At 73.5% G+C, this 22,275-nt stretch carries 25 protein-coding genes; 12 read left to right on the top strand and 13 right to left on the bottom strand.

Annotation, left to right across the window (positions count from 1 at the left end; translation table 11 throughout):
• Positions 1 to 23: 23 nt before the first annotated feature.
• On the bottom strand, positions 24 to 1,166 hold the full coding sequence (locus tag ACLJTM_RS11155; RefSeq protein WP_411103354.1) for an NADH-quinone oxidoreductase subunit D: 1,143 nt from the start codon (positions 1,164 to 1,166) through the stop codon (positions 24 to 26).
• Positions 1,167 to 1,272: 106 nt separating this feature from the next.
• Here ACLJTM_RS11155 and ACLJTM_RS11150 point away from each other — a divergent pair, with 106 nt between their 5' ends.
• Both ACLJTM_RS11150 and ACLJTM_RS11145 read left to right on the top strand, forming a co-directional pair.
• Positions 1,273 to 1,764: a PH domain-containing protein gene (locus tag ACLJTM_RS11150; RefSeq protein ID WP_411103353.1), complete on the top strand. Its 492-nt coding sequence runs from the start codon at positions 1,273 to 1,275 to the stop codon at positions 1,762 to 1,764.
• Positions 1,761 to 3,131, top strand: a complete 1,371-nt coding sequence (locus ACLJTM_RS11145; protein ID WP_411103352.1) for a PH domain-containing protein — start codon at positions 1,761 to 1,763, stop codon at positions 3,129 to 3,131. The genes ACLJTM_RS11150 and ACLJTM_RS11145 overlap by 4 nt, the downstream gene beginning before the upstream one ends.
• 14 nt (positions 3,132 to 3,145) lie before the next feature.
• Here the strand turns inward: ACLJTM_RS11145 and ACLJTM_RS11140 are convergent, their stop codons facing one another.
• Positions 3,146 to 3,613: an NUDIX hydrolase gene (locus tag ACLJTM_RS11140; RefSeq protein ID WP_411103351.1), complete on the bottom strand. Its 468-nt coding sequence runs from the start codon at positions 3,611 to 3,613 to the stop codon at positions 3,146 to 3,148.
• Positions 3,600 to 4,361 carry an XRE family transcriptional regulator gene (locus tag ACLJTM_RS11135; RefSeq protein WP_411103350.1) on the bottom strand — a complete coding sequence of 254 codons (762 nt, stop codon included), beginning with the start codon at positions 4,359 to 4,361 and terminating at the stop codon, positions 3,600 to 3,602. Before ACLJTM_RS11135 ends, ACLJTM_RS11140 begins: the two co-directional genes overlap by 14 nt.
• A gap of 473 nt (positions 4,362 to 4,834) precedes the next feature.
• Between ACLJTM_RS11135 and ACLJTM_RS11130 the strand changes: the two genes are divergently transcribed.
• The gene (locus ACLJTM_RS11130) at positions 4,835 to 5,065 is read left to right on the top strand and encodes a hypothetical protein (protein WP_411103349.1); all 231 of its coding nucleotides are present in this window, start codon (positions 4,835 to 4,837) and stop codon (positions 5,063 to 5,065) included.
• A gap of 23 nt (positions 5,066 to 5,088) precedes the next feature.
• Here the strand turns inward: ACLJTM_RS11130 and ACLJTM_RS11125 are convergent, their stop codons facing one another.
• Both ACLJTM_RS11125 and ACLJTM_RS11120 read right to left on the bottom strand, forming a co-directional pair.
• Complete coding sequence (locus ACLJTM_RS11125) at positions 5,089 to 5,766, bottom strand: response regulator (protein WP_411103348.1); 678 nt, start codon at positions 5,764 to 5,766, stop codon at positions 5,089 to 5,091.
• A gap of 17 nt (positions 5,767 to 5,783) precedes the next feature.
• On the bottom strand, positions 5,784 to 6,986 hold the full coding sequence (locus ACLJTM_RS11120) for a sensor histidine kinase (protein WP_411103347.1): 1,203 nt from the start codon (positions 6,984 to 6,986) through the stop codon (positions 5,784 to 5,786).
• Between the two features lie 106 nt (positions 6,987 to 7,092).
• Between ACLJTM_RS11120 and ACLJTM_RS11115 the strand changes: the two genes are divergently transcribed.
• Positions 7,093 to 8,091 carry an SAM-dependent methyltransferase gene (locus tag ACLJTM_RS11115; protein ID WP_411103346.1) on the top strand — a complete coding sequence of 333 codons (999 nt, stop codon included), beginning with the start codon at positions 7,093 to 7,095 and terminating at the stop codon, positions 8,089 to 8,091.
• Between the two features lie 57 nt (positions 8,092 to 8,148).
• Here ACLJTM_RS11115 and ACLJTM_RS11110 read toward each other — a convergent pair whose 3' ends face one another.
• A complete protein-coding gene (locus tag ACLJTM_RS11110) occupies positions 8,149 to 9,705 on the bottom strand; it encodes a M28 family metallopeptidase (protein WP_411103345.1) in 1,557 nt (518 codons plus the stop codon).
• Between the two features lie 237 nt (positions 9,706 to 9,942).
• Positions 9,943 to 11,067, bottom strand: coding sequence for a DUF5937 family protein (locus ACLJTM_RS11105; RefSeq protein ID WP_411103344.1), 1,125 nt, complete (start codon positions 11,065 to 11,067; stop codon positions 9,943 to 9,945).
• A 197-nt stretch (positions 11,068 to 11,264) separates the two neighbouring features.
• Here ACLJTM_RS11105 and ACLJTM_RS11100 point away from each other — a divergent pair, with 197 nt between their 5' ends.
• A complete protein-coding gene (locus ACLJTM_RS11100; protein WP_411103343.1) occupies positions 11,265 to 11,474 on the top strand; it encodes a hypothetical protein in 210 nt (69 codons plus the stop codon).
• Positions 11,475 to 11,572: 98 nt separating this feature from the next.
• Here the strand turns inward: ACLJTM_RS11100 and ACLJTM_RS11095 are convergent, their stop codons facing one another.
• The 5 genes from ACLJTM_RS11095 to ACLJTM_RS11075 are packed head-to-tail and all read right to left on the bottom strand — an operon-like array spanning position 11,573 to position 17,020.
• On the bottom strand, positions 11,573 to 12,382 hold the full coding sequence (locus ACLJTM_RS11095; protein ID WP_411103342.1) for a type III pantothenate kinase: 810 nt from the start codon (positions 12,380 to 12,382) through the stop codon (positions 11,573 to 11,575).
• A 3-nt stretch (positions 12,383 to 12,385) separates the two neighbouring features.
• Positions 12,386 to 13,363 carry a carboxylating nicotinate-nucleotide diphosphorylase gene (gene nadC, locus ACLJTM_RS11090; RefSeq protein ID WP_411103341.1) on the bottom strand — a complete coding sequence of 326 codons (978 nt, stop codon included), beginning with the start codon at positions 13,361 to 13,363 and terminating at the stop codon, positions 12,386 to 12,388.
• 2 nt (positions 13,364 to 13,365) lie between these two features.
• The gene (locus ACLJTM_RS11085) at positions 13,366 to 15,117 is read right to left on the bottom strand and encodes an L-aspartate oxidase (RefSeq protein ID WP_411103340.1); all 1,752 of its coding nucleotides are present in this window, start codon (positions 15,115 to 15,117) and stop codon (positions 13,366 to 13,368) included.
• Positions 15,114 to 16,106, bottom strand: a complete 993-nt coding sequence (gene panC, locus ACLJTM_RS11080; RefSeq protein WP_411103339.1) for a pantoate--beta-alanine ligase — start codon at positions 16,104 to 16,106, stop codon at positions 15,114 to 15,116. Before panC ends, ACLJTM_RS11085 begins: the two co-directional genes overlap by 4 nt.
• Positions 16,103 to 17,020, bottom strand: a complete 918-nt coding sequence (locus ACLJTM_RS11075; RefSeq protein ID WP_411103338.1) for a Rossmann-like and DUF2520 domain-containing protein — start codon at positions 17,018 to 17,020, stop codon at positions 16,103 to 16,105. The genes panC and ACLJTM_RS11075 overlap by 4 nt, the downstream gene beginning before the upstream one ends.
• A 141-nt stretch (positions 17,021 to 17,161) precedes the next feature.
• Here ACLJTM_RS11075 and ACLJTM_RS11070 point away from each other — a divergent pair, with 141 nt between their 5' ends.
• The 7 genes from ACLJTM_RS11070 to ACLJTM_RS11040 all read left to right on the top strand — a co-directional run bounded on the left by ACLJTM_RS11070 (position 17,162) and on the right by ACLJTM_RS11040 (position 21,416).
• Positions 17,162 to 18,283, top strand: a complete 1,122-nt coding sequence (locus ACLJTM_RS11070; protein ID WP_411103337.1) for a threonine aldolase family protein — start codon at positions 17,162 to 17,164, stop codon at positions 18,281 to 18,283.
• A 133-nt stretch (positions 18,284 to 18,416) separates the two neighbouring features.
• Entirely contained in the window at positions 18,417 to 18,605 is a 189-nt protein-coding gene (locus ACLJTM_RS11065) for a DUF397 domain-containing protein (RefSeq protein WP_411103336.1), read from the top strand.
• 102 nt (positions 18,606 to 18,707) lie between these two features.
• Positions 18,708 to 19,322, top strand: coding sequence for a hypothetical protein (locus tag ACLJTM_RS11060; protein WP_411103335.1), 615 nt, complete (start codon positions 18,708 to 18,710; stop codon positions 19,320 to 19,322).
• A gap of 4 nt (positions 19,323 to 19,326) precedes the next feature.
• Positions 19,327 to 19,494: a hypothetical protein gene (locus tag ACLJTM_RS11055; protein WP_411103334.1), complete on the top strand. Its 168-nt coding sequence runs from the start codon at positions 19,327 to 19,329 to the stop codon at positions 19,492 to 19,494.
• Between the two features lie 388 nt (positions 19,495 to 19,882).
• Positions 19,883 to 20,368: a BlaI/MecI/CopY family transcriptional regulator gene (locus ACLJTM_RS11050; RefSeq protein ID WP_411103333.1), complete on the top strand. Its 486-nt coding sequence runs from the start codon at positions 19,883 to 19,885 to the stop codon at positions 20,366 to 20,368.
• 11 nt (positions 20,369 to 20,379) lie between these two features.
• The gene (locus ACLJTM_RS11045; protein ID WP_411103332.1) at positions 20,380 to 20,910 is read left to right on the top strand and encodes an amino-acid N-acetyltransferase; all 531 of its coding nucleotides are present in this window, start codon (positions 20,380 to 20,382) and stop codon (positions 20,908 to 20,910) included.
• 164 nt (positions 20,911 to 21,074) lie between these two features.
• Positions 21,075 to 21,416: a histone-like nucleoid-structuring protein Lsr2 gene (locus ACLJTM_RS11040; RefSeq protein ID WP_411103331.1), complete on the top strand. Its 342-nt coding sequence runs from the start codon at positions 21,075 to 21,077 to the stop codon at positions 21,414 to 21,416.
• Here the strand turns inward: ACLJTM_RS11040 and ACLJTM_RS11035 are convergent.
• Positions 21,395 to 21,991: an SCO3374 family protein gene (locus tag ACLJTM_RS11035; RefSeq protein ID WP_411103330.1), complete on the bottom strand. Its 597-nt coding sequence runs from the start codon at positions 21,989 to 21,991 to the stop codon at positions 21,395 to 21,397. The two genes, ACLJTM_RS11040 and ACLJTM_RS11035, sit on opposite strands and share 22 nt — an antisense overlap.
• Positions 21,992 to 22,275: the final 284 nt, after the last annotated feature.

Below are 22,275 nucleotides of genomic sequence, written 5' to 3'. Positions count from 1 at the left end.
CCCCGACCCGCCCTTGAGCGGCCCTACTTGTCGATGTCGCCGACGACGAAGAACAGCGAACCCAGGATCGCCACCATGTCCGCGACCAGCTGCCCCGGCAGCAGGACCGCCAGCGCCTGGATGTTGTTGTAGGAGGCGCTGCGCAGCTTCAGCCGGTAGGGGGTCTTCTCGCCCTTGGAGACCAGGTAGTAGCCGTTGATGCCCAGGGGGTTCTCGGTCCAGGCGTACGTGTGGCCCTCGGGGGCCTTCAGCACCTTGGGCAGCCGCTGGTTGACGGGTCCCGGCGGCAGTTCGGCCATCCGGTCCAGGCAGGCCACGGCCAGGTCGAGGGCGTTGTGCGTCTGCTCCAGCAGCACCTCGAAGCGCGCCAGGCAGTCGCCCTCGGTACGGGTGGCCACCTCCAGCACGTCCTGGAGCTGCCCGTAGGCCAGGTAGGGCTCGTCGCGGCGCAGGTCGAAGTCGACGCCGGAGGCGCGGGCGATCGGGCCGGAGACCCCGTACGCGTGCACCGCCTCCGCGGAGAGCACGCCGACGCCGCGGGTGCGGGCGCGGAAGATCTCGTTGCCGCGGACCAGGTCGTCGTAGACGCCCATGCGGGTGCGGACGTCGGCCACCGCCGCCCGGGCCCGGCCGAGCCAGCCGGCCGGGAGGTCCTCCTTGAGGCCGCCGACCCGGTTGAACATGTAGTGCATCCGGCCGCCGGAGATCTCCTCCATGACGGCCTGGAGCTCCTCGCGCTCGCGGAACGCATGGAAGATCGGGGTGATGCCGCCCAGTTCGAGCGGATACGACCCGAGGAACATCAGGTGGTTCAGGACCCGGTTCAGCTCGGCCAGCAGCGTCCGCATCCACACGGCCCGCTCGGGGACCTCCATGCCCAGCATCCGCTCGACGGCCATGACCACGCCGAGTTCGTTGGAGAACGCGGACAGCCAGTCGTGGCGGTTCGCGAGCATCACGATCTGGCGGTAGTCGCGGGCCTCGAAGAGCTTCTCCGCGCCGCGGTGCATGTAGCCGACCACCGGCTCGGCGCTGACGATGCGCTCCCCGTCCAGGACGAGGCGCAGGCGCAGCACGCCGTGCGTGGAAGGGTGCTGGGGGCCGATGTTGAGCACCATGTCGGTGCTCTCCGCCGCGCCGCCGATGCCGACCGTGGTCTCCGTCATGCGGGCATTGTCTCAGCCGCGCGGGGTGCCGTGTCGAGCAGGCCGGATCAGCGCCGGACGCCGCGGGCCCGGCCCGGCCGGCACGCCGCCCCCCTACGCTGGGGGGATGGAAACGGGGACAGCGAGCGGAACGGGCCGGCCCGCGTGGGTGGGGCTGCCGGGCGGTCTGCTCACGCTCAGGCGGCTGCTGCTGGTGTTCTGGACCCTCCTGGCCGGTGTCGCCACCGCGGTGGTGCTGGGGCTGACGGCCGGACCGGGCTGGGCCGCCCTCGGGGCGGCGTGGGGCGCGGTCCTGGTGTGGGGCTGGGTGCTGCTCGGCCGCAACTGGCGCTCCTGGCGGTACGCCGAGCGTGCGGACGACCTGCTGATCAGCCGGGGTGTGCTGTGGCGCGAGGAGACCGTGGTCCCGTACGGGCGGATGCAGCTGGTCGAGGTGACCTCGGGGCCGCTGGAGCGCCGCTTCGGACTGGCCTCCGTCCAACTGCACACCGCGGCCGCGGCCACCGACGCCAAGATCCCCGGGCTGGTGCCGGCCGAGGCGGAGCGGCTGCGCGACCGGCTGACCGAGCTCGGCGAATCCCGGTCGGCGGGCCTGTGACCCCCGGCCGGGAGGGGCCCGCGTCCCCGCCCCGGGCCCCCGGCCCGCGCGAGGAGGCCGCCGAGGGGCGGCGGCTGCACCCCGTGACCCCGCTGCGCCGCGCCTGGGTGCCGATCGCCGCCACCGCCGGCGTGGCCCTCCAGCAGGGCGCCCGCGCCGGGGAGTGGCTGGCCGAGCAGTCCGGCCTGCTCCGCGCGGCGCTCCTCGCGGGCCTCGTCCTGTTCTTCGGGCTGTACGGGTTCCTCAGCTGGTGGTTCACCTACTACGCCGTCACCGACACCGAGCTGCGCATCCGCAGCGGTCTCCTCTTCCGCCGCACCGCGCACATCCGCCTGGACCGGATCCAGGCGGTGGACGTCACCCGGCCGATGCTGGCCCGCATCGCCGGGGTGGCCCGGCTGCGCCTGGACGTCATAGGCACCGAGGACAAGGACGAGCTGGCCTTCCTGTCCGAGCGGGAGGCCGTGGCGCTGCGTGCCGAACTCCTGGCCCGGGCGGCCGGGTTCGCCCCGGCCGAGGCCGTGCGGGTCGGCGAGGCGCCGGAGCGGGAGCTGCTCCGCGTCCGGCCGCGCGAGCTCGTCGTCTCGCTGCTGCTGAGCCTCGGGGTGTGGGCGGCGCTGGCCGGCGGGATCATCGGGTCGGCCTTCCTGTGGTGGCTCAGCTCCAGTCCGTGGGCGGCCGTCGTGGCGCTGCTGCCGCTGCTCGGCGCCGCCTGGGCGGCCACTGCGGGCCGCTTCCTCGCCGAGTACGACTGGACGGTGGCCGAGTCCCCGGACGGGCTGCGGCTGGACCACGGGCTGCTGGACCGGGCCCACGAGACCGTGCCGCCGGGCCGGGTGCAGACCGTGCGGATCGTGGAGCCGCTGCTGTGGCGGCGGCGCGGCTGGGTCCGGGTGGAGCTGGCGGTGGCCGGTTCGAAGAACGAGGTCCTGGTCCCGGTGGCCGCACGGGAGGCCGCCCACGCGGTGGTCGCGCGGGTGCTGCCGGGCGTGGACCTGGCGCAGCTGGCCTTCGCACCCGCTCCGCGGGCCGGGGCGCGCTGGGTGGTCCCGGTGTGGTGGAAGGGCTACGGGCTGGCCGTCTCCCCGGAGGTGTTCGCCGCCCGCCGCGGACGGCTGTGCCGTCGTACGGAGATCGTCCCGCACGCCAAGGTGCAGAGCGTCCGGCTGGCCCAGGGCCCCTGGGAGCGGGCCCGCGCGGTGGCCGACGTGCATGTGGACACCGGCGCGAACGGCACGGTCACGGCCCGGCTGCGCGGGGCCGCCGAGGCCGCGGAGCTGCTGGCCGCGCAGGCGGCCCGGTCCCGCACCTCCCGGGCCGGGGCCCGCCCGGACCGCTGGATGACGCAGCCGGGCGGCGCCGCCTGACGGAGCGGGCGCGTCTACCGGACGACCGGGCCCCGGCCGGCGCGCCAGTCGTTCAATCGCTTGCGGATGGCAGGCACCATCGGGAGATCGTCCAGTGCTGCCGGGGCGAACCACGCCACCTCCGACGACTCGTCGGACGCACGGAGCGTGCCGCCGGTCGCCCGGGCCAGTAGGCAGACGGAAAATTCCTGGCGGACTTCCCCGTCGTCGTAAGCGAAGACGTGGCCGGGGTCCGTGTACGTCCCGACGATGCCTGTGATCTCGACCGTCACTCCGGTCTCCTCGAAAGTCTCCCTGATCGCGCACGCGCCGATGGACTCGCCTAGTTCCATCCTCCCGCCGGGCAGAGCCCACATCCCGTTGTCGGTACGCCGCTGCAACAACACCCGGCCGTCCTCGTCCACCACGACCGTCGAGGCGGCCGGCACCAGGCTGTTGGCTGCCGGGGCGCCGGGATCGTCCTGATAGTCACGCCTGCCCACCGCGGGGCACCTCCCTGATGTCACGACCGCGCGTCCACAGCTCTTCCACATGCGCCGAGAAGCGGTCGAACATGCCGTCCGGCTGGGCACGTCGCAGGTGCATCATCGGTGAGTCGTGCCCCACTCGGCGGGCGAGGTGCGGTGTCACGATCATTTGATCGTCGAAGCGGAAGACCGAGAGGCCGACGTGACCGGTTTCGAAACGGCCCTCGACATTGGGGACGTCCCGCAGCTTCTCCAGTTCGTTCAGCGTCACGGCGATACGCGTGGAGAGGGTGAGCGGCACGGCCTCCTCGGCCTCCCGTGCCGCCGTGACGGGGCTGTCGGGGTCGCCGATCAGGAACCGGACCCGGCATCCATTCTGGGCCTTGCGACGCAGGGCCGCGGCCAAGTTGGCCTGCTCCAGCCACAGGAAGTAGTTCGTGTAACCGGCGAACACCAGGTCACGGTGTGCCTTGGTCACGAGCGAGCGCCACAGGCTTGCCGGAGCGGCCGACCGGTAGGGGAAGACCTGCACGATCTCCCGGTCGGGTCCCGTCCCGAGTGCTGAGCGGATGGCATGGGGCCACAAGGCTGTCTCCTCCTCGCCTAAGACCTCGCAGGCTGCCCACCTGTGGCGGGCGTGAGGAATGCGGTTCGGTTCGGTGATCCAGCGGCCGACGGTCTTGGCGTCGACACCGCACACCTCTGCGAGTTGGGTCTCGGTCATCTTGGCATTCGCCATGGCGCGGCGGAGGGCGTGGTTCACAGTTCGCCTCTCTGGACCTCTGGGACGGAGCGAACGGTAGCGAGGGAACGTCCCAAACGTCCTGAGAACGGGGTGGTAACGCTCTGACGCGGGACCCAGCATCGTCTTCCGGCCGACGCATCTCCGTACGCAGCTCTTCCGCTGCGCACGCCACCCCGTCGCGGCCGGAGGAGCTCAGTCGTGCACAGTTCGCAATCGGTGGCCGACGACCAGCCGCGTGTGCTGATGTCCCTGCGGGTATCGCGGGACTCCGGTCGGACGTGGGAGCCGACTGTCGCGGTCAGGGAGGGTGACCCGGTGGTCGTCCTGGAGAATCCCGGCGGCTACCCGCCGTGCGAGTGCGCGCGGTGCACCGGCCGCAGGACGGTGGCCGCCCGATCGCCGCGGCGGGCGTGGTGACACGCTGCGCGGCAGTACGGCGTCTGCCGGTCGCCCTGTTCATCGCGGCTACGGACCGGGTCCCCTCAGAGCAGGTGGACAGTGCCGTCCAGTGCCTGCTGTCCGGCTCTCACGACGGACCACACTTCGGGCTTCTGGACTCCCTGGAGTACGGCCTCGCCCTGTGGGCCCGCTGGCTTCGCGGCGCCGTGGATTCGCTGGAGCTCTACGACTGCGCGGAGTCCGGTCCCGCGCCCGGTCCCCCCGGCTGTTGTCTGTTCGCCGGCCACGTCGGGCGCCACACCTGGGAAGAGCCCCGCTGGTGAAGGGCGCCCGACGGCCCGGTTCGTCAAGAGGCGGGGTTGCCGCCCGCCCGGACCAGGCCCGTCTCGTAGGCGAGGACGACCACCTGGACGCGGTCGCGCAGGCCCAGCTTGGTGAGGATGCGGCCCACGTGGGTCTTCACCGTGGCCTCCGACAGGACGAGCCGGCCGGCGATCTCGCCGTTCGACAGGCCCTGCGCGACCAGCAGCATCACCTCGCGCTCGCGGTCCGTCAGCCGTTCGATCTCCTTGTTCTGCGGCTCCTGCGTGCTCGACGGCAGCATCGGCGCGAACCGGTCCAGCAGCCGCCGGGTCGTGGAGGGGGCGACGACGGCGTCCCCGCTGTGCACGGAGCGGATGGCCGCCAGCAGCTCACCCGGCGGCACGTCCTTCAGCATGAACCCGCTCGCGCCCGCCTTCAGGCCCGAGAACGCGTACTCGTCCAGGTCGAAGGTGGTCAGGATGATGACCTTGGGGTGCTCGGGGGGCTCGCAGATCCGCCGGGTCGCCTCGACCCCGTCGAGCCGCGGCATCCGGACGTCCATCAGCACCACGTCCACCTTGGTGGCCCGCAGCACCTCCAACGCCTCCAGGCCGTCTCCCGCCTCGGCGACGACGTCCATGTCCGGCTGGGCGGCGAGCACCATCCGGAAGCCGGTGCGCAGCAGCACCTGGTCGTCGACGAGCATCACTCGGATGGACATCAGTTACCTCGTCCTCGTCATTTCTTCTTCAGGGGGAGCAGTGCGCTGATCCGGAAGCCGCCGCCCGGCCGCGGCCCCGTGTCCAGGGTCCCGCCGACCATGCCGATCCGCTCCCGCATGCCGATCAGGCCGTGTCCGGCGCCGTCCGCGCCGCCGTCCTCGTACAACTCGTGGGCCGCGCCCCGGCCGTCGTCCTCGACCAGCAGGCCGAGGCCGTCGTCGAAGTAGACCAGCCGGACGCTCGCCGAGGCCTGGGGGCCGCCGTGCTTGCGCGTATTGGTGAGGGCTTCCTGCACGATGCGGTACGCCGTCAGCTCGACGCCGCTGGGCAGCCGGCGCGGGGCGCCCTCGACCGCGAAGTCCACCCGCAGGCCGGCCGCCCGCACCTGCTCGACCAGTACCTCGATCTGCTCGACGTCCGGCTGCGGCACGTAGTCCTCGGACTCCTGCGGCTCGCCGGTGCGCAGCACGCCGAGCAGCCGGCGCATCTCGGCGAGGGCCTGGCGGCCGGTGCCGGAGATGGTCTGGAGGGCTTCCTTGGCCTGTTCGGGGGCGGCGTCCATGACGTACGCGGCCCCGTCGGCCTGGACCACCATCACCGAGACGTTGTGGGCGACGACGTCGTGCAGCTCCCGGGCGATCCGGGCGCGTTCGGCGGCGACGGCCACCTTCGCCTGGGCCTCGCGCTGGTTCTCCAGGCGCTGGTTGCGCTCGATGAGCTGGGCGTAGTAGGCCCGGCGGGTGCGCAGGGAGTCGCCCATCACCCAGGCCAGGACGAAGGGGACGATCATGAACAGGGCGAAGAGGAGGTTGTCGAAGTCGTTGCCGCCCTTGTCCACGCCGTAGCGCAGGAAGTACAGCGGGGCCGCGGCCACGCCCCAGCCCAGTGCGGTGCGCGAGACCCAGCGCGGGACCTCGCTCGCGGCGACGGTGAAGAGGATCACGAACATCGCGAGGTCGTACGTCCCGGCGACGATCCCCGTCGCCAGCTGGCAGATGCCCGCGCCGAGCGTGAGCCAGAACATCGCCCGGGTCCACTTGCGGCGCAGGGCCACGGCGGTGCTCATGGCGATCACCACGGGCACGGCGGCGAGCTTGAGGCGGGTGTCGAGTTCGCTCTCCTCGACGACGTTCAGCATCGAGAACCCGAACAGGAGGACAGCCCAGAAGCTGTCGACGCCCGTCGGGTGTCTGCGGAGGAAGTCGTAGAGGCGCTGCACGTCACCCAGCGTAGGGAAGGGAGATAGGTGCTGGAGTCAACCACAGGTGCGAACCTGGCGCCGGGGGCGTACTCCGCAAGGTGGAGGCGAGTTTAACCTGGGGGCGATGAGCAGCCATGATGAACGCTTTGCTCCGGTTCGGTGGCGCAGGGCGATGGACACCGCGCTGTACGGACCGGACGGTTTCTACGTACGGCCCGGCCCGGGCCCCGCGGGGCACTTCCGCACCTCCGTCCACGCCTCCCCGCTGTTCGCGGGGGCGGTGGCCCGGCTCCTGCTGTGGGTGGACGCCGAACTGGGGCGCCCCGGCCGGCTGGACCTGGTCGACCTCGGCGCGGGGCGGGGCGAGCTGGTGACGGCGGTGCTCGCCGCGCTGGCGCCGCAGACCGCCGCGCGGGTGCGGCCGTACGCCGTGGAGCGGGCGGCGCGGCCCGCGGGCCTCGATCCGCGGATCCAGTGGGTCGCCGAGCCCCCCGCGGGGACGACCGGGCTGCTGTTCGCGAACGAATGGCTGGACAACGTCCCGCTGGAGGTCGCCGAGGACGGGCGCTACGTCCTGGTGGCGCCGGACGGTACCGAGAGCCCCGGCGGCCCTCTCGACGAGGCGGACCGGTCCTGGGTGCGGCGGTGGTGGCCCGGGCCGGGCCGGGCCGAGATCGGCCGGACGCGCGACGAGGCCTGGGCGGCGGCCGTGGCGACCGTGGACCGGGGCCTGGCGGTGGCGGTGGACTACGCGCACACCCGGGAGGCGCGGCCCCCGTACGGGACCATGACGGGCTTCCGCGCGGGCCGGGAGGTGCCGCCGCTGCCGGACGGCAGCTGCGATGTCACGGCCCACGTGGCTCTCGACTCCTGCGCGGGACCGGGCGCGGTCCTGCTCAGCCAGCGCGAGGCCCTGGACGCCCTCGGTGTCTCGGGCGCCCGGCCGCCGCTGGCCCTGGCCTCGACGGACCCGGCGGGCTACGTCCGGGCCCTGGCGGCGGCGGGCGAGGCGGCGGAGCTCACGGCACGCGCCGGCCTGGGCGGCTTCGGCTGGCTGGTCCAGCCGGTCGGCACCGGACCGTGGCCGCCGCCGCGTCCGGCGGACGGGCCGCCGGAAGCCTGACGCACACGCCGGCGGGGCCGGCTCCCCGAGGAGCCGGCCCCGCCCCGCCCGGTGCGGTTACTGCGTCAGCTGGTCGCCGTGGCCCTCGTGCAGGCCGCCGCCACTGCCCGTGCCCGGGGTGGTCGGCTGCGAGACGACCGGCTTGGACAGCGGGGCCAGGTCGTACGCGTAGTGGCCGACCGCGTCCGCGATGACGTCGACGTTGATGTCGAGCGCCTTCTGGTCGATGTTGGTGATGTCGTCGCCGGCGGCGTGGTAGTTCACGTCGTACGCGACGCCGGCCTGGCCGCCGAACTTCGCGGCCTGGGCCTCGGTCTTGATGCCCTCGGCTCCGGTGAAGGTGCCGCCGGAGGGGATGCCCACCGCGATGAACGGGCCGTAGTCCGAGCGGCCGGAGAAGTCGGTGCCCTCGTGCGGGATCTTCTTCGAGTCGAGGAAGCCGGTGATGCCCCGCTCGATCTGCGCGGAGCCCTCGGGGCCCGGACCGGAGCCGGCGGCGTCCGAGTCGTCGCCGTCGTAGACGAAGTACGCGGCGTTCGGCGAGGCGATCATGTCGAAGTTCAGGTAGAGCTTGATCTTCTTCTTCTCGTCCTCCGTCAGCCCGGCGACGTACGCCTCGGAGCCGAGCAGGCCGAACTCCTCCGCCGACCACCAGGCGAACTTGACCTTGTTCTTGATCTTCGTCTGGCTGCTCGCGAGGCGCTGGGCGACCTGGAGGATGCCGGCCGAGCCGGAGCCGTTGTCGTTGATCCCGGGGCCGGCCGCGACCGAGTCGAGGTGCGCGCCGAGGAAGACGGTGTTGTCTTCGTCACCGCCGCGCGTCTCGGCGACGACGTTGAAGGTCTTGCGGTTCTCCCGCAGTTCGCGGAGGTCGAGGGTGACCTCCACCGGGCCGGCGGCCGCGTCGGCGGCGAGCCGCTCGCCCTCCTCCTGGCTCACGCCGCCGGTCGGGACCTTGCCCGCGGCCGGGTCGCCCAGGGTGCCGTTGAGGGCGCCGGGGGTGTTGTTGTAGATGACCGCGCCGACCGCTCCGGCCGCCGCCGCGTTCTGCTGCTTGACCGCGAAGGTGCAGCCGCCGCGCTTGACGAGCGCGATCCTGCCGGTGAAGGCGCCGGCGGCGAAGTCGCCCGGCTCGCAGCCGTTGGTGCCGTCCGCGTCGACCGGGGCGACCGCGAGCTGTGCGGTGACGCCCTCCTCCGGTCCGCTCGCGGTGTAGGTCATGAGGTGGATCGGGACCTCGCGCTCGGCCGCGCCGTTCACCGTGAGCTTCTCGGCGATCGTCTCGACGTACACGAAGTCGAACTCGTTGCGGCTGACCTCGTAGCCGGCCCCGCGCAGCACCGCCTCGACGTACTGGGCGGACTGCACGTGGCCCTTGGAACCGGCCACGCGCGTGCCCTTGTTGTAGTCCGCGAGCGACTGCAGGACCTTCAGGTGGTTGTAGGCGCCCTTGCCGGTCGCTTCCCTGACCAGTTTCGCGGCCAGTGCGTCACCCCGGGCGGCGTCGCTCTGCGGGCTGCCGGCCGCACCGGCGGGCCCGGCGAAGAGCAGCGGGGAGACGAGGGCCGCGGTGGCCAGGGCGGCCGTTGCAGCGGCTATACGACGTGAGGGCATGAAGATCCTTCCACGACAAAACGGCGAGCGGGATGCGGTGCGCGGTACGTGGGGGGAGCGGTGGACGCACGTTAGACAGCAACGGGTCCGTCTGACCAGACTTTTCGCTGTTTCCGGTTGATGAATTCCGCATATCGGTGAATACGCGCCGTCGAGAACCGGCCATTCACCCCACCGGATGACCGCCTGGTGCCGTGCCGGGCGGGCCGGGCCCCGACACGATCGGCAGGAGACGGCCTAGCGGAGCAGTCCCTCTATGAGGTCGGAGCCCAGCCGCGCGACCGCGGGCAGATCCAACTGGTGCTGCACATAGCGCCCTTGGCGCCGGGTGTGCAGCAGGCCCGCCTTCTTCAGCGCCGCCAGGTGCCGGGACACCTCCGGCGCGGTGATGCCGTGTACGGCCGCCAGCTCGCCCGTCGTGTACGGGGCCCGGGCCAGGCTCCGGCACAGCGTCATCCGCATCGGGTGCGCCAGTGCCTCCATCCGCCGCTGGAGGAGTTCCACCGAGCCGGGTGCGGAGGTCAGTTGGGGGGAGCCGAGGGGGTAGTGGACCACCGGCCGCCAGCCCGGCGCGTGCAGCACGAGCAGGTGCGGCCAGCCGAAGTAGGTCGGTATGAACACCAGGCCGGGCCCCAGCCGCGGATCGGTGGCGGTGGCCGTGCCGTGGACCATCTTGTCCACGGTGATCGTCGTCAGCGCCTCGTCGACGCCGAGCGCCGAGGAGGTCTCCTTCAGGGCGGCCGCCAGCCCCTTGTGCCGCAGCACCTCGGTCTTGTGCCGGGCGTCGGCGCTCTGTCCGGGCTCGATCCGCTTCCACATCGCCCCGAAGAAGGCCTCGTCGCAGTCCTCCAGGAGCCGGCGCATCCAGCCGCGGACCCCGACCGGGTCGTCGAGGAGCCGCAGGGAGAACTCCAGCCGGCGCGGGCCGCGGGCGGCGGCCGTCTCCAGGGCCTTGGCCCGGGCCCCCGGATCCGTCAGCGGCGAGGGCATGCCGCCTTCGTTGTACCGGTTGAGCCAGCAGTGCTCCAGGGCGGCCGTCACGAACAGTTCGTCGTCGAGCCGGTCCAGTACGTCGAGTTCCCCGGCCAGGGTCGCGGCGGGCCGTCCCGTGCCGCCCGGGAGCCCTGCGAAGGGCATGAACACGTCGGAGAACGAACTGCGCCACATGAAGTCGCCCTCCAGCAGCCGGTCGGCGAGGCAGGGGTCGAGCGCGGCGGAGGTGGCGGCGGTCCAGGAGGCCAGCCCGGGGTGGTGGGCGGGCTGGGAGAGCGCGTGCAGGGCCATGCAGAGCTCGGCCAGCGGCGAGGGCGCGAAGGTTATCCGCCCGGCCGGGAGCCCGGCGATGTCGATGGTGACGCTCATCGCCCCATTCTGCCGGTGCACCCGTCCCCGCGGCCCGCGGGGGCGGACCCCGGGCGGGGCCGGACGGGGGACCCGCGGGCCGGCCGGCCGGTGCCCGTGGCTCGCGGGAATGCCGGTACTCCGCGGGCCGGGCCGGCCGATTGACCCGTGGCGTCAATCGATGCGCCCCGCGCTGCCGACGGAGTGAGGCTGGGCGCATGACCTCCATCGAGCAGTACCTCGTCGACACCTACCGGGCGTCCCGCCAGGGCGCCCCGATGCCCCCGCCCCCGGGCCGCGACGACCTGGCCGTGGCGCGGGCGGTCCGCTCCGGCGCACAGGCCCGGGCCGTCCTGGACGGCCGGTCGGCCCGGCACCCCTGGCGCGCGGCCCTGCGCCGCCGGCTGACCCGCCCGCGCCCCTGCTGACTGCGGGGCCGCCGCCCGGGCCCGTACGGCCCTCGCACCCCGGGGTGCGGCGTCGTGCCGGGCGGGCCGGGCCCCGGCACGATCCGAAAAGGGGCGGCCTAACCGAACTTGGGCGCGTTGCGTTCGTAGACCAGCCGCAGCCCGATCAGCGTCAGCCACGGCTCGTGGTCGTCGATCACCGAGGACTCGCCCAGCACCATCGGGGCCAGCCCGCCGGTGGCGATGACGCGGACGGCGTCCGGCGCGCCGTTCGGGCCGGCCAGCTCCTTGGCCATCCGGGTGACCACCCCGTCGACCTGGCCCGCGAATCCGTAGACCACGCCGGACTGCATCGCCTCGACCGTGGACTTGCCGATCACGTTGCGCGGCCGGGCCAGCTCGATCTTGCGGAGCTGGGCGCCGCGGACACCGAGGGCCTCCATCGAGATCTCGATGCCCGGGGCGATCACCCCGCCCACGTACTCGCCCTTCGCGGACACGGCGTCGAAGGTGGTCGCCGTTCCGAAGTCGACCACGATCGCCGGACCCCCGTAGAGCTCGACCGCCGCGACCGCGTTGATGATGCGGTCCGCGCCGACCTCCTTCGGGTTGTCCATCAGGATCGGCACACCCGTCTTGATCCCGGGCTCCACCAGCACCGCCGGCACGTCCCCGTAGTAGCGCCGGGTGACCTCGCGCAGCTCGTGCAGGACCGAGGGCACCGTGGAGCAGATCGCGATGCCGTGGATCCCGTCGCCCAGCTCGTTGCCGAGCATCGGGTGCATCCCCATCAGGCCCTGCATGAGGACGGCCATCTCGTCGGCGGTGCGCCGCGGGTCGGTGGAGATCCGCCAGTGCTCGACGATCTCGTCACCGTCGAACAGCCCCAGGACCGTGTGGGTGTTGCCCACGTCGATGGTGAGGAGCACCGGTTACACCGCCTCGCGCAGATCGAGGCCGATGTCCAGGATGGGGGAGGAGTGCGTCAGCGCGCCGACGGCCAGGTAGTCCACCCCGGTCAGGGCGTAGTCGCGGGCGGAGTCGAGGGTGAGCCGCCCGGAGGACTCCAGCGTGGCGCGGCCGTCCACCAGGGCCACGGCCTCGGCGGTCTGCGTCACCGTGAAGTTGTCCAGCAGGATCAGGTCGGCGCCCGCCTCCAGGACCTCGCCGACCTGCGCCAGGGTGTCGACCTCGACCTCGATCGGCACCTCGGGGAAGGCCTCGCGCACGGCCTTGAAGGCCTGCGCGACCCCGCCGGCCGCCACCACGTGGTTGTCCTTGACCAGCGCCGCGTCCGACAGCGACATCCGGTGGTTGACCCCGCCGCCGCAGCGGACCGCGTACTTCTCCAGCGCGCGCAGGCCCGGTGTGGTCTTGCGGGTGTCGCGGACCTTGGCCGTGGTGCCGTCCAGGACGTCCGCCCAGCGGCGGGTGGCCGTCGCGATGCCGGACAGCCGGCACATGATGTTCAGCGCGCTGCGCTCCGCGGTCAGCAGGTCGCGGGTGCGCGAGCGCACGGACAGCAGCACCTGGCCGGCCTCGACGCGGTCGCCGTCCTCCGCGTGCCGCTCCACCTCGAAGGTGTCGGTGCACACCACGGAGAACACGGCCTCCGCGATGCGCAGGCCAGCCACGACGCCGGCCTCGCGCGCGACGAAGTCGGCGACCGCCTCGGCGTCCTCGGGGACGGTCGCGACGGTGGTCACGTCCTCGCCGCCGTCCAGGTCCTCGGAGAGCGCCATGTGCGCGATGTCCTCGACCTCGATCGGGTCCAGGCCCGCGTCGGCCAGCAGCTGGGCCAGCGCCGGGTCGAGGCCGCTCTCCTCGCCGTCGCCGCAGGCGCAGTCCTCGCCGCAGCCGCCGTCGTTGTCGGCGGACTGGTCGATCAGGGGGAGTTCGGGGGTGCTCACGGTCACTTCTCCAGGCTGGGGGGGTTCGGGGGGTCCAGGGGGACGCGCACGGACGGGAAGTCCGCCGATTCGGTGGGGGTGACGACCAGGGCGCGCCGCTCGGTCGCCGACAGCCGGACGACGAGGTGGCGGCGCCAGGCCGCGTCGTCGCGGTCGGGATGGTCCTCGCGCCAGTGGCAGCCGCGGGTCTCCACCCGCCGCTCGGCGGCGGCGACCAGGACACGGGCCACGCACAGCAGGTTGGTGGCCTCCCAGGTGTCCACGCCCGGCTCGGCCGTCTTGCCGTGCGCCTCCAGGTCGTTCAGGGCGGTCGCGTACAGCTCTTCGAGGGCCAGGGCGGCCCGGCGCAGTGAGGCGGCGGAGCGCAGCACGCCCGCGCCGTCCGTCATGATCCGCTGGACCTCGTACCGGGCCCCGGCGGGCTGTAGCGGGCCGGTCGCGGGGACCGGGATGCCCGGGCCGGTGCCCGTGCGGGCCTGCGCCGTGATGTCGTCGGCGATCCGCTCGGCGAAGACCAGGCCTTCCAGCAGGGAGTTGGAGGCCAGCCGGTTCGCGCCGTGCACGCCGGTGCAGGCGACCTCGCCGCAGGCGTACAGCCCCGGGACGGTGGTGCGGCCGTGCAGGTCGGTGCGTACGCCGCCGGACGCGTAGTGCGCGGCGGGCGCCACCGGGATCGGTTCGGTCACCGGGTCGATGCCGTGGGCGCGGCAGGCGGCGAGGATGGTCGGGAAGCGCTGCTCCCACATCGCGGCGCCGAAGTGCCGGGCGTCCAGGTACATGTGCGCGGCGCCCTGCTCCTGCATGCGGCGCATGATGCCCTTGGCGACGATGTCGCGCGGCGCCAGCTCGGCGAGCTCGTGCTGCCCGGTCATGAAGCGGACCCCGTCCGCGTCGATCAGGTACGCGCCCTCGCCGCGGACCGCCTCCGACACCAGGGGCTGCTGCCCCTCGGCGTCGGCCCCGAGGAACAGCACCGTCGGGTGGAACTGCACGAACTCCAGGTCGGACACCTCGGCCCCGGCCCGCAGGGCGAGGGCCACCCCGTCGCCGGTGGACACCGGGGGGTTGGTGGTGGCGGAGAAGACCTGCCCCATGCCGCCGGTCGCGAGGATCACGGCGGGCGCGTGGACGGCGCCCACGCCGTCGTGCTGGCCCTCACCCATGACGTGCAGGGTGACGCCCGCGGTGCGGCCCTCGGCGTCCTGGAGCAGGTCCAGGACCAGCGCGTTCTCGACGGTCTCGATGCCTGCCGCGTGCACGGCCTCGACCAGCGCCCGGGAGATCTCGGCGCCCGTGGCGTCGCCGCCCGCGTGCGCGATCCGCCGCCGGTGGTGGCCGCCCTCGCGGGTCAGTTCTATCTCCCCGGTCGCGGCGGAGGTGTCGAAGACCGCCCCGGTCGCGATGAGCCGGCGCACGGCGTCCGGTCCTTCGGTGACCAGCAGCCGTACGGCGGCCTCGTCGCACAGGCCCGCGCCCGCCACCAGCGTGTCGTCCCGGTGCTGCTCGGGGGTGTCGCCCTCGCCGAGGGCCGCGGCGATACCGCCCTGGGCCCAGCGGGTCGAGCCGTCGTCCAGCCGGGCCTTGGTGACCACGACCGTACGGCGGCCCGCGGCGGCGCAGCGCAGTGCGGCCGTCAGGCCCGCGACGCCCGAACCGACGACCACGACGTCCGCGTCGAGGGACCAGCCGGGGGCCGGGGCGTGCAGCCGTATGCCGGTGCCGCCCGGCCCGATGCCTCTGCCTGGGGTGCTCACGCGTGTGCTCCGAATTCCAGTGGGATGTTGTCGATCAGCCGGGTCGTGCCGACCTTCGCGGCGACGGCCAGCACGGCCCGCCCGGTGAAGTCGGGGCCGGCTTCGGAGAAGTCCTGCGGGTCGACCAGCGCCAGGTAGTCCAGGACCAGCGGCGGATCCTGGCGGACCGCGTCCTGGAGCACGTGGTGCGCGGCGGCCCGTACGGCGTCCGGCAGCCCGGCGCCCGCTGCGGACACGGCGTGCGCGTCGGCCGAGGCGCGGACCTCCCCGAGCCGGGCCAGCGCGCCCGCCCGCCCGCCGCCGCCCGGGGCGGCCTCGGCGCGGGCGCGCAGGGCCGCCTGTGCGGCGAGCCGGTCGCGTCCGGCGAACAGGGCGCGGGACAGGGCCAGCGCGGTGCGCCGCTCCCCGGCCGAGAGGTAGCGGTTGCGGGAGGACAGGGCCAGCCCGTCCTCCTCGCGGACGGTCGGTACGCCGACCACCTCGACGGGGAAGTTCAGGTCGGTCACCATGCGCCGGATCAGGGCCAGCTGCTGGGCGTCCTTCTGCCCGAACAGGGCCAGGTCGGGGCGGGTCAGGTGGAGCAGCTTGGCGACGACGGTCAGCATCCCGTCGAAGTGGCCGGGGCGGGTGGCCCCTTCGAGGCGCTCGCCCATGGGTCCGGCGCTGATCCGCACCTGCGGGTCGCCGCCCGGGTACACCTCGTCCACGGCCGGGGCGAACACGGCGTCGGCGCCCGCCTCCCGGGCGATCCGCAGGTCGGCGTCGAGGGTCCGCGGGTAGCGGTCCAGGTCCTCGCCCGCACCGAATTGCAGGGGGTTGACGAAGACGGTGACGACGACCTGGCCCCCGGGGCCGACCTGCTCGCGGGCGGTGCGGACCAGGGTGGCGTGGCCCTCGTGCAGTGCGCCCATGGTCATCACCACGGCCCGCCGGCCGGTGCGCGGCAGCTCCAGGAGCTCCCGCGAGGTGTTCAGGAGGCGCCCGCTCACCGGTCCTCGCCCCCGCTGCGGTCCGTGCCGTCGGCGAGTACGCCGAGCAGGTCCTCGGCGAGTTCGGGCTTGAGGAGGCCGTGCGCGAGGGCCCGGTCGGCGGTGGTGCGGGCCATGGCCAGGTATCCGGCGACCGCGCCGGGCGCGTGCCGGCGCAGCTCCGCGACGTGCGCGGCGACCGTCCCGGCGTCGCCGCGGGCCACCGGGCCCGTCAGGGCGGCGTCCCCGGAGCGCAGGGCGTTGTCGAGGGCCGCGCCGAGCAGCGGGCCGAGCATCCGGTCGGGGTGTTCGACCCCGGCCCCGGCCAGCAGTTCCATCGACTGGGCGACCAGTGTGACCAGGTGGTTCGCGCCGAGGGCCAGGGCCGCGTGGTAGAGCGGACGGGCCTCCTCGGCGATCCACTCGGGCTCCCCGCCCATCTCGATTACCAGGGCTTCCGCGGCCAGCCTGAGTTCTTCGGGGGCGGTGACGCCGAAGGAGCAGCCGCCGAGCCGCTGCACGTCGACCTCGGTGCCGGTGAAGGTCATCGCGGGGTGCAGGGCCAGCGGAAGGGCGCCGGCGCGGCGCGCGGGGTCCAGCACGGCGGTCCCGTAGCGGCCCGAGGTGTGCACGAGGAGCTGGCCGGGTCGGACCGCGCCGGTCTCGGCGAGGCCCTCGACGAGGGAGGGCAGCGCGTCGTCCGGGACGGTCAGGAGCACCAGGTCGGCATGCTCGAACACCTGCGCGGGCGGGACGACGGGTACGTCGGGCAGCATGCGCGCCGCACGCCGCAGGGAGGCGTCGGACACCCCGGACACGGCGACGGGGCGGTGCCCGGCCTGCTGGAGGGCGCGGGCCAGGGCCGGGCCGACCCGGCCGGCTCCGACGACGCCGACGGCGAGCCGGGCAGGGCGCGGCTGCTGTGAAGTGTTCACGCGGGGAGGGCCTTCCGTTCCAGTCCGCGGGGGGTACCGGACGATACGCAGCCATGCTAGGCCCTGGCCGGTCCGGCCACGCATACGAGCCCGCGGGCGGGGACGGTCCGGGTCCCGGGCGCGGTCGGCGATGATCGGGGCATGAGCGACGACACGGAGCACACGCAGCGGCTGGTGGCGGCCTGGCGCGGAGCCGGGCGGGTGCTGTCCCGCAGCCTGCTGGAGCCGACGGTCGGGGAGCTGCTGGCCTCGCTCGCCGAGGCCCCGTACGACACGGACCAGGCGGCCGACGTGTACGGCGACGGGGTCGTCGCCGCACTGGAGCGGCGCGTCGCGGACCTGCTCGGCACCGGGGACGCGGCCTTCTTCCCGTCCGGGACGATGGCCCAGCAGGTCGCCCTGCGCTGCTGGGCGGGGCGCACCGGCAGCCCGGTGGTGGCCCTGCACCCGATGAGCCATCCCGAGCGCTGGGAGGAGGCGGCGCTGCCCGTCGTCGCCGGCCTGCGGACGGTGTACCCGACGTCCGAGGCCCGCCAGCCGGAGGCGGCCGAGGTCCGGGACCTCCCGGAGCCCTTCGGCACGCTGATGCTGGAACTGCCGCTGCGGGACGCGGGCTTCCTGCTGCCGACCTGGCAGGAGCTGACGGAGCTGGTCGACGCCGCACGCCGGCGGGACGCGGTGGTCCACTTCGACGGGGCGCGGCTGTGGGAGTCCACCGTGCACTTCGGCCGCCCGCTGGCGGAGATCGCCGCGCTGGCCGACTCGGTCTACGTGTCCTTCTACAAGTCCCTGGGCGGCCTCAGCGGGGCGGCCCTGGCCGGACCGGCCTCCTTCGTGGAGGAGGCCCGCGTGTGGCGCCACCGCTACGGGGGCCGGATCTTTCGCCAGTTCCCGCAGGCGCTGGCGGCGCTCGACGGCCTGGAGCGGGAGCTGCCGAGGCTCCCGGCGTACGTGGCCCAGGCACGGGTGGTGGCCGCCGCGTTGCAGGAGGCGTTCACCGAGGCGGGTCTGCCCTGGTTCCGGGTCCACCCCGAGGTGCCGCACACCCACCAGTTCCAGGTGTGGCTGCCGTACGAGGCGGAGCGCCTCACGGACGCCGGGTTGCGGCTCGCGGAGGAGACCGGCACCGCCCTGTTCCGCCGCTGGTCCCCCGACGGGCCGCCGGGGCTGGCGATGACCGAGCTGGAGGTCACGGAGCCGGGCCTGGCCTGGACGGCCGGGGACGTCCGGGAGGCGGCGGCGGCCTTCGTGGCCCGGCTGTAGCGGACACAGGCCGTGCAGGGCGGTGAAGGGCGGTGAATCGCCGAATTCCGCGGAAGTCATCGGTGCGGCTCCGCCGGGGCGCTACCGTCCCTCCACGGAGATACCGGCGGTGCCTGTGACCTGAGGAGACCCCATGACCGCTCAGCCCGTGTGGCGGAAGTCCTCGTTCTGCGGTGAAGGCCGCGACGCCTGCGTCTATGTCGCCGCTGCCCCCGGCACCCTGGTGCGGGTCGCCGACCGCGCCGACCCGGCCCACCTGGTCCTCGCGACGACCCGGGCGGCCTGGGACGACTTCCTGCAGGCGGTCAAGGCCGCCGGCTGACGGGCCGGCCGCCCCTTCCGGGTCCTCGCCCGACCGGGGCCCGGCGCGCCCGGCACGCCCGCCCTGAGGGGGTTTTGTCCGATTAGCGCGTATCTTCGGCCCATGCCCACGCCCTACGGATCCCGCGGCGGCATGGCGTTCAGCGCTGCCGAGCTGCACGTGCTCAGGCGTTCGCTGGCCCGCGCCCTCCAGTCCTCGCCGGCCCCCCTGGCGGCCCCTGAGGTCCAGGACTGCCTGCGCCTCGCGCAGTCGGTGGACGACGCGGTCCAGGAGGCCGACCGGCTCAGAGCCTTCCTCCTGGCGGACCTGGGCCGCTACCGGCGCGCCCTGCCCGGCAGCCTCAGCGGCTACCTGGAACTCCTCCAGGACGCCCTCGCCACCGGGTACGAGCCGGTGCCCGACGACCTCGCCGCCCTGCGTGCGCTGCGCGCCAACCCGGCCGCGGCCGCCCTCCTGGAGCGCGCCCGGCCCGCCGCCGAGCGCTCCGTGCGCCGGCGGCTGTCGACCACCCCCGCGCCGCGCACCCGGCTGCTGGCGCTGCCCGGCGGCGGCCAGGACCCCCGGCCGGCCCCGGGACCCGCCCCGCAGCCGGGGGAGCCGCCCGAGAAGGAGCCGCGCCCCGAACGGCCCGTCCCGACCCCGGGCGAGGTGTTCCCGCCGCGCCGCAGGCCCGCCCCGCCCCCGGCCGCCGGGCGCGCGGCCGGGTGGCTAGGCTGAGGGCATGGACTACGTCTCCGCGCTCGTGCCCCCCGTCGTGATGGCCGCGTTCTTCATCGCCCTCGTCGTGACGATCGTGAAGACCCAGGGCGGGGCCAACAAGGCCAAGGAGGACGCGGCCGTCGACGCCGTGCTCGCCCGCGCCGAAGCCGCCCGCCAGCCCCGCAGCTAGCCCCTCCGGGTCTCGTCGACGCCCGGCACGGCGCCTCGCGGCGTTGTCGGACCACGCACGTACGTCCGGTACGAGACGTGGCCCTCCGCCGTGCGATGCACCGCACCGGACACCGCGACCCGGCACACCTCTCCGGTCACCGCACCGGCCCCTTCGGTCTCGTCGGGGCCCGGCCCGGGGAACCCGTGCGGTCGCCGCACCGGCCCGGCGGCCCGCCGCACCGCCCGGTGGCCCGCCGGACGCGGGTCCTCCCCCGGCCGGCCCCGCCGGCCCGTGGCGCGGCCGTCGGCCTCCGCGTGCCCGCCCGCACCGGCTTCCGCCCCTTTTTGCTGCGCGTTGCCGCCCCGATGGCCGGGCAATTGCGCACATACCGCACTATCGTGCTGTTGTGCCTCGCCCCCTGGGAGAACTCGAAGACGCCGTGATGACACGGGTGTGGCAGTGGAACCGCCCGGTCACCGTTCGAGAAGTGCTGGAAGACCTCCAGCAGGAACGGTCCATCGCCTACACCACGGTGATGACCGTCATGGACAATCTCCATCAGAAGGGCTGGGTCCGCCGGGAAGCCGAAGGCCGGGCCTATCGATATACGGCGGTCTCCACCCGCGCCGCCTACTCGGCCGCACTGATGAACGAAGCCTGGTCGACGAGCGACAACGCCGCGGCCGCTCTCATCGCCTTCTTCGGCATGATGTCCGCGGAACAGCGCGAGGCCCTCCGGGACGCCGTACGGATCGTCCAGCAGGACGACTCCGCCCCCGAGGCCCCCGTACAGGACCCCGTACGGGCGCCCGCCGAGCCCGGGGCCCAGGCACCCCCGGCACGCGGGGGCGAAGAGGAGTCCGCCGCGCGGCAGGAGCGTCCGGGGCGATAGCGTCCGGGACCATGGGTGAGTTTTCCGCTGCACATGCAGAAACAGTGACGATCCGCCGTGCCCGCACCGGTGACGTTCCCGCGCTGCGCCGCCTGCTCGACCAGTACGTGCAGCAGCGGATCCTGCTCGACAAAGCACCCGTCGTCCTTTACGAGGACATCCAGGAGTTCTGGGTCGCAGAACGCGCCGTGGACGGGCAGGTGGTGGGCTGCGGTGCTCTGCATGTGATGTGGGAAGACCTCGCCGAAGTCCGCACTCTTGCAGTGGACCGCGAGTTGACGGGCGCCGGAGTCGGCCACCGGTTGCTGGAGCAGTTGTTGCGCACCGCCCGCGATGTGGGGGTCAGCCGCGTTTTCTGCCTGACCTTCGAAGTGGACTTCTTCGCCAAGCACGGCTTCGTCGAGATCGGCGAGACCCCGGTCGAGACCGATGTGTACATCGAGCTGCTGCGTTCCTATGACGAGGGCGTCGCCGAGTTCCTCGGTCTCGAACGAGTGAAGCCGAACACCTTGGGCAACAGTCGGATGCTTCTGCACCTCTGATCGATCACCCCGGCTATTACGGCACTGCGCGAGCCTGAGGCCTATGTCCGAATCGCGCACGTTTCCCGCCCTGTTGCGGTCTCGAACCTCTCCCGAGGGTTTGTGTTTTCCAGGCAAAAGCGGTTTCCTTTCCGCGTACTGCTTTTCGATGAAAGGAAATCCCGGTGGCACAGAAGGTTCAGGTCCTTCTTGTCGACGACCTCGACGGCGGCGAGGCGGACGAGACGGTGACGTTCGCTCTGGACGGCAAGACCTACGAGATCGACCTCACCACCGCCAACGCTGAAAAGCTCCGCGGTCTGCTCGACCCGTTCACCAAGAGCGGCCGCCGTACCGGTGGCCGCGCGACTTCCGCCCGTACCAAGGGCGGCCGCACCTCCGCGGCGACCGGTAACCCGGACACCGCCGAGATCCGCGCGTGGGCCAAGGAGAACGGCTATAACGTGAACGACCGCGGCCGTGTCCCGGCCGAGATCCGCGAGGCCTACGAGAAGGCCAAGGCCTGATCCGCGGTACTCCGCAACGGCGTGCCGGCCGTGCGCCGCAGACGAGCGCGGTGGCATTCGGTCGCCGCCGCGGCGACGAGTCGTACGAGATCGGGCCCCTGCACGGGCCCGGTGCCCTGCCCAGGACCGGGCAGGGCCGGCAGGAACGCCTCACATCCCTGCTCGGGGGGTCGCAGCCACACGGCGGCCTCCCGGGGGCTCGCCCCTCGGGCGGCACCCGGGGGAGCGGGGGCGGTGATCCGGCCGCCCGCACCCAGGGCGGTCAGGTCGAGGGCCACCCCGCCCCATTCGAGCCAGTCGAGCAGCGCGTCCAGCTCCTCTGCGCTCCCCGAGGCCACCAGGAACTGCATACGGCGACCCGTCAGGGCCACCGGTCCCGTGCCGACCCGTCGGCGCAGCACCGCGGCTCCCGCGTCGGAGGGCACCTCCAGGACGTCGAACCGGGTCCCGGTGGCGAGCCGCGCAGGCGGCCCGCCCGCGAGGTTCCAGCCGAGCACGCGCTCGTACCAGGAGGCGTACGCGGCCGACTCGGGCGCGGCGCGGGGCGAAGGGACGCTGACGGTGTCGACGGCCATGACGGGTGCAACTGCCGAACCGCCGCCGGGTTACGGGCAGGGTGACCCACCGCACGCGTCCCGGTGCGCACCGTAGGGCGCGGCCGACCGGTGTCTGCAATGCGAGACGCCGTCGTGTTCGCCCTCAGCGGAGGGGACCGGGGTCTGCGGCATGGAGTGTCGGTGTCCGCGGGTAAGACATTCCTAGTGGATCGGGGTGACACGCTGATGTGAGGGGGTTCCGTTCGCCATCGGCGTACACGCATGACGGGTATCTGCCTGGCCTGCGGGAACATCGTCTCCCA

Source organism: Streptomyces sp. cmx-4-9 (assembly GCF_046548835.1).
Classification (GTDB): domain Bacteria; phylum Actinomycetota; class Actinomycetes; order Streptomycetales; family Streptomycetaceae; genus Streptomyces.
Note: the sequence above shows the minus strand (reverse complement) of the source record. Positions and strands in the feature narration are given on the sequence as shown.

Bases quoted from the DNA above. Each gene is read 5' to 3' on its own strand.
- ACLJTM_RS11155 (WP_411103354.1), bottom strand. From the start codon at position 1,166: ATGACGGAGACCACGGTCGGCATCGGCGGCGCGGCGGAGAGCACCGAC.
- ACLJTM_RS11150 (WP_411103353.1), top strand. From the start codon at position 1,273: ATGGAAACGGGGACAGCGAGCGGAACGGGCCGGCCCGCGTGGGTGGGG.
- ACLJTM_RS11125 (WP_411103348.1), bottom strand. From the start codon at position 5,766: ATGTCCATCCGAGTGATGCTCGTCGACGACCAGGTGCTGCTGCGCACC.
- ACLJTM_RS11115 (WP_411103346.1), top strand. From the start codon at position 7,093: ATGAGCAGCCATGATGAACGCTTTGCTCCGGTTCGGTGGCGCAGGGCG.
- ACLJTM_RS11110 (WP_411103345.1), bottom strand. From the start codon at position 9,705: ATGCCCTCACGTCGTATAGCCGCTGCAACGGCCGCCCTGGCCACCGCG.
- ACLJTM_RS11105 (WP_411103344.1), bottom strand. From the start codon at position 11,067: ATGAGCGTCACCATCGACATCGCCGGGCTCCCGGCCGGGCGGATAACC.
- ACLJTM_RS11100 (WP_411103343.1), top strand. From the start codon at position 11,265: ATGACCTCCATCGAGCAGTACCTCGTCGACACCTACCGGGCGTCCCGC.
- ACLJTM_RS11070 (WP_411103337.1), top strand. From the start codon at position 17,162: ATGAGCGACGACACGGAGCACACGCAGCGGCTGGTGGCGGCCTGGCGC.
- ACLJTM_RS11065 (WP_411103336.1), top strand. From the start codon at position 18,417: ATGACCGCTCAGCCCGTGTGGCGGAAGTCCTCGTTCTGCGGTGAAGGC.
- ACLJTM_RS11060 (WP_411103335.1), top strand. From the start codon at position 18,708: ATGCCCACGCCCTACGGATCCCGCGGCGGCATGGCGTTCAGCGCTGCC.
- ACLJTM_RS11055 (WP_411103334.1), top strand. From the start codon at position 19,327: ATGGACTACGTCTCCGCGCTCGTGCCCCCCGTCGTGATGGCCGCGTTC.
- ACLJTM_RS11045 (WP_411103332.1), top strand. From the start codon at position 20,380: ATGGGTGAGTTTTCCGCTGCACATGCAGAAACAGTGACGATCCGCCGT.
- ACLJTM_RS11035 (WP_411103330.1), bottom strand. From the start codon at position 21,991: ATGGCCGTCGACACCGTCAGCGTCCCTTCGCCCCGCGCCGCGCCCGAG.